The following is a 9,165-nucleotide window of genomic DNA, read 5'->3' as shown; positions in this document are numbered from 1 at the left end:
ATACCGCTATCGCGAGCAGGCTCGCTCCCACAGGGGATGGCTTGCAGCACGGAACGCTCCGCGTCCCAAAGCGTGACGCGGACCGTCACAGGATGCGTTCCCACGCAGAGCGTGGGAACGATCACACAACCAAAAACGCCCCGATCATCGCTGATCGGGGCGTTTTTTATCGCCGTAGTGCCGGTTAAGCCGCAATCGACAACTTGAGCTTGTTCATCGCACTTTTCTCAAGCTGGCGAATCCGCTCCGCAGACACGTTGTACTTCTGCGCCAGGTCGTGCAGCGTGGCCTTTTCCTCCGCCAGCCAGCGCTGGTAGAGAATGTCGCGACTGCGCTCGTCCAGCACTTCCAAGGCTTCGTGCAGGTTGGTGTTGGAGTTGTCGCTCCAATCGGCGTCTTCCAGCTGACGCGCCGGGTCATACCGGTGGTCTTCCAGGTAGTTGGCCGGCGATTGGAAGGCGCTGTCGTCGTCCGCTTCGGCGGCCGGGTCGAAGGCCATGTCCTGGCCGGTCAGGCGACTTTCCATCTCACGGACTTCACGAGGCTCCACACCCAGGCTTTCGGCCACCCGATGGACTTCTTCGTTGTTCAGCCAGGCCAGACGCTTCTTCTGGCTGCGCAGGTTGAAGAACAGCTTGCGCTGGGCCTTGGTGGTCGCGACCTTCACGATGCGCCAGTTGCGCAGGATGAATTCGTGGATTTCCGCCTTGATCCAGTGCACCGCGAACGATACCAGGCGCACACCCATTTCCGGGTTGAAGCGCTTGACCGCTTTCATCAGACCAACATTGCCTTCCTGGATCAGGTCGGCCTGGGCCAGCCCGTAGCCGGAATAGCTGCGGGCGATATGTACGACAAAACGCAGGTGGGCGAGCACCATTTGCCGAGCCGCCTCAAGATCCTGCTCATAATAGAGACTCTCGGCCAGTTCACGCTCCTGCTCGGGTGTCAGCAAGGGAATGCTGTTCACCGTGTGCACATAGGCCTCCAGGTTCGCACCCGGGACCAGAGCATACGCAGGTTGCAAAGAAGTGGTCATACGAAAAAACCTCCGACTCACATAACTCGTGCAGTTCAGCACTGCGAAAATTGACCGGGAACCGTAGGACAAGTTCCCACAAAAACTGAAAGGTCAATACGCGCAAAATGACTCTATTTTGGCGCAAGCTCACGTAAGTGGCGTGCGACCGCAATCCATGCACCGATATAACCCAACAGCACCGCGCCAAGCAAGAGCGACAGACCGTCGGCGACTGGCACTCCTGCCAGCGCGAAATCACTGCCGTACAAACCGGCCAATCCCACTACCGCATCGTTCAGCCAGTCCAGGCCGAACGCCAATACGCCCCAGGACAGGATCCCGGCACCAAAGCCATACAGCGCGCCCATATAGAGGAAGGGTCTGCGCACATAACTGTCCGTGCCGCCGACGAGTTTAATCACTTCTATCTCGGTGCGGCGGTTTTCAATATGAAGACGAATGGTATTGCCTATCACCAAAAGTAATGCAGACACCAGAAGCACCGTCAGACCGAAGACAAACCGGTCGCCGAGCTTGAGGATCGCCGCAAGACGCTCGACCCAGACTAGATCAAGTTGCGCCTGTTGTACCTTCGGTAATTCGGAAAGTCTTTGTCTTAATGCTTCAAGAGTCGGCTTGTCGACTTCCTTCGGCGTCACCAGCACCACGCCCGGCAATGGGTTTTCCGGCAGCTCCTTGAGCGCCTCGCCCAGGCCGGACTGCTGCTGGAACTCCTCGAGCGCCTGGTCGCGACCGATGTATTCGGCATCGGCCACGCCCGGCATGGCTTTGATCTGCTCGAGCAGCGCCTGGCCTTCGCCCGGCGTCGCCTCCAATTGCAGGTACAGGGAGATCTGAGCCGCGCGCTGCCACGAGCCCCCAAGACGCTCTACATTATTCAGCAGTAATGACAGCCCCATTGGCAGGCTCAAGGCGACCGCCATGACCATGCAGGTGAAGAAGCTGCCGATCGGCTGCTTACCAAGGCGCCGCAGGCTGTCGAGCAGGCTGGCGCGATGGCTTTCGATCCAGGCATGCAGCAGCGTGCCGAAGTCCGGGCCGTCGTCATCGTCGCGTTTTTTCTTTTGCGGCTGCGGGTCGGAGGCCTTGGGGGCCACGCGCTCGGCCACTTTCGGGCTGCGGGTTGCGCTCATACGCCAGCCTCCCCGTCACCGATCAAACGACCGCGCTGCAAGGTGAGCATGCGATGGCGCATGCGTGCGATCAGGGCCAGGTCGTGACTGGCGATCAGCACGCTGGTGCCCAAACGGTTGATGTCTTCGAATACGCCCATAATTTCCGCCGCCAGACGCGGGTCGAGGTTACCGGTAGGTTCGTCCGCCAGCAGCAAGGCCGGGCGGTGCACGATGGCGCGGGCGATGCCGACACGCTGTTGCTGGCCGGTGGACAGGTCGCCTGGGTACAGGTCGGTCTTGTCCGATAGGGCCACGCGTTCCAGAGCCGAATCCACCCGCTTGTTGATCTCGGCCTTGGACAGGCCAAGGATCTGCAAGGGCAACGCCACGTTGTTGAACACAGTACGATCGAACAGCAACTGGTGATTCTGGAATACCACGCCGATCTGCCGCCGCAGGTAGGGGATCTGGGCGTTGCTGATGGTGCTCAGGTCCTGGCCGGCCAGCAGCAACTTGCCGGTGGTGGGCCGCTCCATCGCCAGCAGCAGGCGCAGCAATGTACTTTTACCGGCGCCGGAATGGCCGGTAACGAACAGAAACTCACCTCGACGCACCCGAAAGCTCAGCTCATGCAGGCCGACGTGACCGTTCGGATAGCGTTTACCGACCTGTTCGAAACGAATCATGAATGCTCCCGCTCGGCAAACAGCGCCTGGACAAAGGGCTCGGCTTCAAAGGTACGCAGGTCGTCGATGCCTTCGCCCACGCCGATGTAGCGGATGGGCAGGCCGAACTGCTTGGCCAGGGCGAAGATCACCCCGCCCTTGGCGGTGCCGTCGAGCTTGGTCAGGGCCAGTCCGGTCAGTTCGACGGTCTGGTTGAATTGCTTGGCCTGGTTGATGGCGTTCTGGCCGGTACCGGCGTCCAGCACCAGCAGCACTTCGTGGGGCGCATCGGCATCGAGCTTGCCGATCACCCGGCGAACCTTCTTCAACTCTTCCATCAGGTTGTCTTTGGTGTGCAGGCGACCGGCCGTGTCGGCGATCAGCACGTCGATGCCACGGGCCTTGGCGGCCTGCACGGCGTCGAAGATCACCGAAGCGGAATCGGCGCCGGTGTGCTGGGCGATCACCGGGATCTTGTTGCGCTCGCCCCACACTTGCAGTTGCTCTACCGCGGCGGCGCGGAAGGTGTCGCCGGCGGCGAGCATGACCTTCTTGCCTTCGAGTTGCAGTTTCTTCGCCAGCTTGCCGATGGTGGTGGTCTTGCCGGCCCCATTGACGCCAACCACCAGGATCACGAACGGCTTGTTCTGTGAAGCGATCACCAGCGGCTGCTCCACAGGCTTGAGCAGGTTGCCCAGCTCGCTTTGCAGGGATTTGTACAGCGCGTCGGCATCGGTCAGTTGTTTGCGCGCGACCTTCTGGGTCAGGCTCTGGATGATCACCGACGTCGCCTCGACGCCGACATCGGCGGTCAGCAGGCGGGTTTCGATGTCATCCAGCAATTCGTCGTCGATGACTTTCTTGCCCAGGAACAGGCTGGCCATGCCTTCGCCAATGCTGGCGCTGGTCTTGGACAGGCCCTGCTTGAGACGGGCGAAGAAACCGACCTTGCCTGGCTCGGAGGAAGGCGCCGGCTCGACGACGGTCGGTGTATCAGCCATGACGGGCTCGGCCTGGGGAGTGGCAGGAGCAACCATGGCTGGCGGCGCCTCGACGACAGGCTCCGCGACAGCTGGCGTCGGGGCAGGAATCGGCGGTGTGACATGGGGAGCCTGCGCATCCTCGACCAATGCCACCGGCTCTTCCGCCACCGGCAAGGTCAGCCAGGGGCTTTGCCCTACAGGCGGCGTCAGCGGTTGTTCGGCCGCCGGCGCGGTAACGGGCTCAGGCTCGGCCGGTTGCAGTACCGGTTCGGCCAGCGGCAGCACGATCGGCGCAGCGTCTTCGGCCACCGCCTCGGCGGCAGGTTCTGCGGAAGGCTCGGGCAGCGGTTGCGGCTGCTCGACGACGGTTTCCTGCGGCTTCTTGCGCAGCCATCCGAACAGGCCTTTTTTCTCGCCAGCCTCAGCTGGGGTCTTCTTGTCGTCGTTGGAACCAAACATGGAGGACGGCTATCTCACGGTAGCGATGCGCCACGAGGGCGCCTCGGTGATGAATATTCGATGCTGAACAGACTGCGTTTCATCCAGCTTGTTCACGCGCAACAGATTGTCGAAATGTCCCCAGGACACCTCATCGTCGATCTTTTCGAAGGACTGGCAAGGCATCGTCGGCGAAAACGCAGGGATCCACGGAAAAACCCGATGCTTCTGCGTAAAACCCGGACAACCCTGGGCCGATAAAACGCCCGATAGGCGTGGCCGCCAGTAAAACGGATCAGTATCCTAGCACCCTCTCGCCCGCCGACGCTAAGACCTAGCGGGCAGCCCAACAGGTTTAAACACGAATGAATGCTCTTGCCCGCCGCGTTGCAGGCCTGCTGTTCAGCACAGTTTGTCTGCCCCTTTCAGCCTTGGCTGCCGATCCACAACCCACCCATGAGTTCACCCTCGACAACGGCCTGAAGGTCGTGGTGCGCGAAGATCATCGTGCGCCGGTGGTGGTCTCCCAGGTCTGGTACAAGGTCGGCTCCAGTTATGAAACACCGGGCCAGACCGGTTTGTCCCACGCCCTGGAACACATGATGTTCAAGGGCAGCGAAAAAGTCGGCCCCGGCGAAGCGTCGCTGATCCTGCGGGACCTGGGCGCCGAGGAAAACGCCTTCACCAGCGATGACTTCACGGCTTATTACCAGGTGTTGGCCCGGGATCGCCTGGGGGTGGCCTTCGAGCTGGAAGCCGACCGCATGGCCAGCCTGCGCCTGCCGCCTGAAGAGTTCAGCCGCGAGATCGAAGTCATCAAGGAAGAGCGCCGCATGCGCACCGACGACAAGCCGATGTCCAAGGCCTTCGAGCGCTTCAAGGCCATGGCTTATCCGGCCAGCGGCTACCATACGCCAACCATCGGCTGGATGGCCGACCTGGACCGCATGACCGTCCAGGAACTGCGCCACTGGTACGAATCCTGGTACGCACCGAACAATGCCACCCTGGTGGTGGTCGGCGACGTGACACCGGACGAGGTCAAGGCCTTGGCCCAGCGCTATTTCGGCCCGATTGCCCGGCGTGCCGTACCGACGGCGAAGATTCCCCTGGAACTGGCCGAACCCGGCGAACGCCAGATCACCCTGCATGTGCAGACCCAACTGCCCAGCCTGATGCTGGCCTTCAACGTGCCGAGCATCGCCACCGCGACGGATAAGCGTTCGGTCAACGCCCTGCGGCTGATCTCGGCCTTGCTGGATGGCGGCTACAGCGGCCGGATTCCAACCCAGCTGGAGCGCGGGGAAGAACTGGTGTCCGGCGGTTCGTCGAGCTACGACGCCTACACCCGTGGCGACACGCTGTTCACCTTGTCGGCGGCGCCCAATACCCAGAAGAACAAGACCATGGCCCAGGCAGAAGCCGGCCTGTGGCGCTTGCTGGACCAATTGAAAACCACCGCGCCGACCGCCGAGGAGCTGGAGCGCGTCCGCGCCCAGGTGATCGCCGGCCTGGTGTACGAGCGCGACTCGATCACCAGCCAGGCCACCGCCATCGGCCAGCTGGAAACCGTCGGGTTGTCCTGGAAGCTGATGGACACCGAACTCGCCGAGTTGCAAAGCGTAACCCCGCAAGACATCCAGAAGGCAGCCCAGCTGTATTTCACCCGCCCGCGCCTGAGCGTTGCGCACATCCTGCCCGAGGAGAAAGCTCATGAGTGAGCGCAAATCATCACGCTTGCTGCTGATCGGCCTGGTGGTCATTGCCCTGGTCGCAGCCCTGGCCTTCTATCTGTCCCCTGCCACTGATGTCACTGCCAGCCAGGCCCTGGATAACGCCAAGTCCGGCAACAAACTGCAATCGCTGGCGGAGCTGGACGGCAAGGCGCCCGGCCACCGCCAGCTCGACGTGCAAGCCTGGAAAACCGCCGACGGCGCCAAGGTGCTGTTCGTCGAGGCTCGCGAACTGCCGATGTTCGACCTGCGCCTGACCTTCGCCGCCGGCAGCAGCCAGGACGGCAACGCCCCCGGCCTGGCACTGCTGACCAACGCCATGCTCAACGAAGGCGTGGCCGGCAAGGACGTCAGCGCCATCGCCGAAGGATTCGAAAACCTCGGCGCGGACTTCGGCAACGGTGCCTATCGGGACATGGCCGTGGCCTCCCTGCGCAGCCTCAGCGCGGCGGACAAGCGTGAGCCGGCATTGAAGCTGTTCGCCGAAGTGGTCGGCAAACCGACCTTCCCCGCAGACTCCTTCGCCCGTATCAAAAACCAGATGCTTGCCGGTTTCGAGTACCAGAAACAGAACCCCGGCAAACTGGCGGGCCTGGAGCTGATGAAGCGCCTGTACGGTGACCACCCTTACGCCCACTCCAGTGATGGCACCGCGCAAAGCATCCCGCCGATCACCCTGGCCCAGGCCCGGGCCTTTCACGCCAAGGCCTATACTGCTGGCAACGCAGTGATTGCATTGGTGGGAGACCTGTCCCGCGCCGAGGCCGAGGCCATTGCCAACCAGGTGTCCGCCGCACTGCCCAAAGGTCCGGCCCTGGCAAAAACCCCGTCCCCAGTGGAACCGAAGGCAAGCGTCAGCCACATCGAATTCCCGTCCAAGCAGACCAACCTGATGCTCGCACAACTGGGTATCGACCGGGACGACCCAGACTATGCGGCCGTGTCCCTGGGCAACCAGATCCTTGGTGGCGGTGGTTTCGGCACGCGATTGATGACTGAAGTACGGGAAAAACGTGGCCTGACCTACGGTGTGTATTCGGGCTTCACGCCGATGCAGGCTCGCGGCCCGTTCATGATCAACCTGCAGACCCGTGCTGAAATGAGCGAAGGCACACTCAAGCTGGTGCAGGATGTCTTCGCCGACTACCTGAAGAACGGTCCAACCGAGAAGGAGCTCGATGACGCCAAGCGCGAGCTGGCCGGCAGTTTCCCGCTGTCCACCGCGAGCAACGCCGACATCGTCGGCCAACTCGGGGCCATGGGCTTCTATGACTTGCCGCTGAGCTACCTGGAAGACTTCATGCGCAAGTCCCAGGCGTTGACGGTCGAACAGGTCAAGTCAGCAATGAACAAGCACCTGAGCACCGACAGAATGGTCATCGTCACCGCCGGTCCGACCGTGCCGCAAAAGCCGCTGCCGGCCCCCACTGACAAACCTGCCGAGCAACCGCTCGGGGTTCCGGAGCACTAATGGCCCGTCCATCGAATTCCAGCAAGACACCCGCTCACAACGGCATCAATCAGCTGCGCATCATCGGCGGCGAATGGCGCAGCCGGCGCCTGAGCTTTCCCGATGCCCCGGGCTTGCGCCCTACACCGGACCGGGTGCGTGAAACCCTGTTCAATTGGCTCGCCCCCTACGTGCCAGGCGCCCGGGTTCTCGACCCGTTCGCTGGCAGTGGCGCGCTGTTTCTCGAAGCGCTGTCCCGTGGCGCCGCCATGGGCCAGGCCCTGGATGCCAGCAGCCTGGCGGTCTCCAGCCTGAAAGAACACCTGGGCACCCTGCGTTGCACGGTGGGCCAGGTGCAGACGGCCGACGCCTTGCGCTATCTGGACAGCCAACCGGCCAGTCCTTTCGACCTGGTGTTTCTCGATCCGCCGTTCAACCAGAACCTGTTGCCGACGGTCTGCGCGCTGCTCGAGGAACGCCAGTGGCTGGCCGAGGATGCCTGGGTCTACACTGAAAGTGAAACCGCTCCGTCGATCCTGGCTTTGCCGGGCAACTGGCGCTTGCATCGCGAGCAGAAGTCCGGACGGGTGTACTACGCATTGTGGCAACGCATGGCAGAAGCCGTTGGCTGACGGCTGGCCGCAGCATCGAGAACAATAATAATGGCCGCCGCATCTGAACGATTCATCCCCGCCAAGGGCCTAGGCAACCCGCACTTGCAAACCCTGTGGGGCCCGCTATGGCGCAAGACCACACACATCCCTCGCCAACGTGAGCGTTTGTGGCTGGACGACGGTGATTTCCTCGACCTCGACTGGCATGGCCCCCACAGCGCCAAGGCGCCGCTGGTGTTGGTGCTTCACGGACTGACGGGCTCCTCCAACTCGCCTTACGTGGCCGGTTTGCAACAAGCCCTTGGCCATCAGGGCTGGGCCAGTGTCGCGTTGAACTGGCGCGGCTGTTCAGGCGAACCGAACCTGCTGCCCCGCAGCTACCACTCCGGCGTCAGCGAAGACCTGGCCGCCGTCGTTGCTCACCTGCGGACGCGACGGCCCCTGGCGCCGCTGTTTGCGGTGGGTTATTCGCTAGGCGGCAATGTGCTGCTCAAGCACCTGGGAGAAACCGGCAGCGACAGCCAACTGCTCGGCGCCGTGGCCGTTTCGGTGCCGTTTCGACTCGATCAATGCGCCGATCGCATCGGGCAAGGGTTTTCCAGGTTTTATCAGGCGCATTTCATGCGGGAGCTGGTGGCTTACGTGCGCAACAAGCAACGCCGGTTCAAGCACGATGGACGTCACGAAGGGCTTGCCACCCTGGCGGCGCTGGGTCCATTGGAAAACATGCGCACCTTCTGGGATTTCGACGGCCGCGTGACCGCGCCGCTGCACGGCTTTTCCGACGCCTCGGACTATTACCGTCGCGCCTCCAGCCGCTATTACATGAGCGAAATCAACACCCCGACCCTGGTCATCCAAGCTGCCGACGACCCTTTCGTATTCCCCCACAGCCTGCCCCAACCCGACGAGCTGTCCGCCTCCACCCAGCTGGAACTGCATGCCCAGGGTGGGCACGTGGGATTTGTCGAAGGGACCTTGCGCTCACCCGGATACTACCTGGAGCGACGTATTCCCCAGTGGCTGGCGAACCTGGGTCACGGATGAGCCACCGCCAACACACACCCCTGTGGGAGCGAGCCTGCTCGCGATAGCGGAGTGTCAGTCACTTTGATGCTGCTGACC

At 62.4% G+C, this 9,165-nt stretch carries 8 protein-coding genes; 4 read left to right on the top strand and 4 right to left on the bottom strand.

Annotated elements, in window-relative coordinates:
• Nucleotides 1-184 precede the first annotated feature (184 nt).
• The 4 genes from rpoH to ftsY form a co-directional block, all read right to left on the bottom strand.
• Nucleotides 185-1,039 (bottom strand): RNA polymerase sigma factor RpoH, encoded by an 855-nt coding sequence (rpoH, locus tag ACODTO_RS29205; protein WP_024778906.1) that lies wholly within the window; start codon nucleotides 1,037-1,039, stop codon nucleotides 185-187.
• 113 nt (nucleotides 1,040-1,152) lie between these two features.
• Nucleotides 1,153-2,175, bottom strand: a complete 1,023-nt coding sequence (gene ftsX, locus ACODTO_RS29200) for a permease-like cell division protein FtsX (RefSeq protein WP_139640900.1) — start codon at nucleotides 2,173-2,175, stop codon at nucleotides 1,153-1,155.
• On the bottom strand, nucleotides 2,172-2,843 hold the full coding sequence (gene ftsE / locus ACODTO_RS29195; protein ID WP_024778908.1) for a cell division ATP-binding protein FtsE: 672 nt from the start codon (nucleotides 2,841-2,843) through the stop codon (nucleotides 2,172-2,174). The genes ftsX and ftsE overlap by 4 nt, the downstream gene beginning before the upstream one ends.
• The gene (gene ftsY, locus ACODTO_RS29190; protein ID WP_489107455.1) at nucleotides 2,840-4,264 is read right to left on the bottom strand and encodes a signal recognition particle-docking protein FtsY; all 1,425 of its coding nucleotides are present in this window, start codon (nucleotides 4,262-4,264) and stop codon (nucleotides 2,840-2,842) included. The genes ftsE and ftsY overlap by 4 nt, the downstream gene beginning before the upstream one ends.
• Before the next feature lie 344 nt (nucleotides 4,265-4,608).
• On the opposite strand from ftsY, the gene ACODTO_RS29185 reads away from it, so the two are divergent.
• From ACODTO_RS29185 to ACODTO_RS29170, 4 genes are read left to right on the top strand one after another with little or no spacing between them, the layout of a single operon-like run.
• Nucleotides 4,609-5,964 (top strand): M16 family metallopeptidase, encoded by a 1,356-nt coding sequence (locus ACODTO_RS29185; RefSeq protein ID WP_139640904.1) that lies wholly within the window; start codon nucleotides 4,609-4,611, stop codon nucleotides 5,962-5,964.
• On the top strand, nucleotides 5,957-7,447 hold the full coding sequence (locus tag ACODTO_RS29180; RefSeq protein WP_139640906.1) for a M16 family metallopeptidase: 1,491 nt from the start codon (nucleotides 5,957-5,959) through the stop codon (nucleotides 7,445-7,447). The genes ACODTO_RS29185 and ACODTO_RS29180 overlap by 8 nt, the downstream gene beginning before the upstream one ends.
• Complete coding sequence (gene rsmD, locus ACODTO_RS29175) at nucleotides 7,447-8,058, top strand: 16S rRNA (guanine(966)-N(2))-methyltransferase RsmD (protein ID WP_139640907.1); 612 nt, start codon at nucleotides 7,447-7,449, stop codon at nucleotides 8,056-8,058. The genes ACODTO_RS29180 and rsmD overlap by 1 nt, the downstream gene beginning before the upstream one ends.
• Before the next feature lie 30 nt (nucleotides 8,059-8,088).
• The gene (locus ACODTO_RS29170; protein WP_139640909.1) at nucleotides 8,089-9,087 is read left to right on the top strand and encodes a hydrolase; all 999 of its coding nucleotides are present in this window, start codon (nucleotides 8,089-8,091) and stop codon (nucleotides 9,085-9,087) included.
• Nucleotides 9,088-9,165 lie beyond the last annotated feature (78 nt).

This window comes from Pseudomonas sp. FG13, from assembly GCF_057809755.1.
The sequence above is the reverse complement of the archived record's forward strand: the minus strand, read 5'-3'. Positions and strand labels throughout refer to the sequence as shown.

Coding starts and splice junctions, on each gene's coding strand:
- ftsX (WP_139640900.1), bottom strand. CDS start 2,175: ATGAGCGCAACCCGCAGCCCGAAAGTGGCCGAGCGCGTGGCCCCCAAG.
- ACODTO_RS29180 (WP_139640906.1), top strand. CDS start 5,957: ATGAGTGAGCGCAAATCATCACGCTTGCTGCTGATCGGCCTGGTGGTC.
- ACODTO_RS29185 (WP_139640904.1), top strand. CDS start 4,609: ATGAATGCTCTTGCCCGCCGCGTTGCAGGCCTGCTGTTCAGCACAGTT.
- ftsY (WP_489107455.1), bottom strand. CDS start 4,264: ATGTTTGGTTCCAACGACGACAAGAAGACCCCAGCTGAGGCTGGCGAG.
- ftsE (WP_024778908.1), bottom strand. CDS start 2,843: ATGATTCGTTTCGAACAGGTCGGTAAACGCTATCCGAACGGTCACGTC.
- rsmD (WP_139640907.1), top strand. CDS start 7,447: ATGGCCCGTCCATCGAATTCCAGCAAGACACCCGCTCACAACGGCATC.
- ACODTO_RS29170 (WP_139640909.1), top strand. CDS start 8,089: ATGGCCGCCGCATCTGAACGATTCATCCCCGCCAAGGGCCTAGGCAAC.
- rpoH (WP_024778906.1), bottom strand. CDS start 1,039: ATGACCACTTCTTTGCAACCTGCGTATGCTCTGGTCCCGGGTGCGAAC.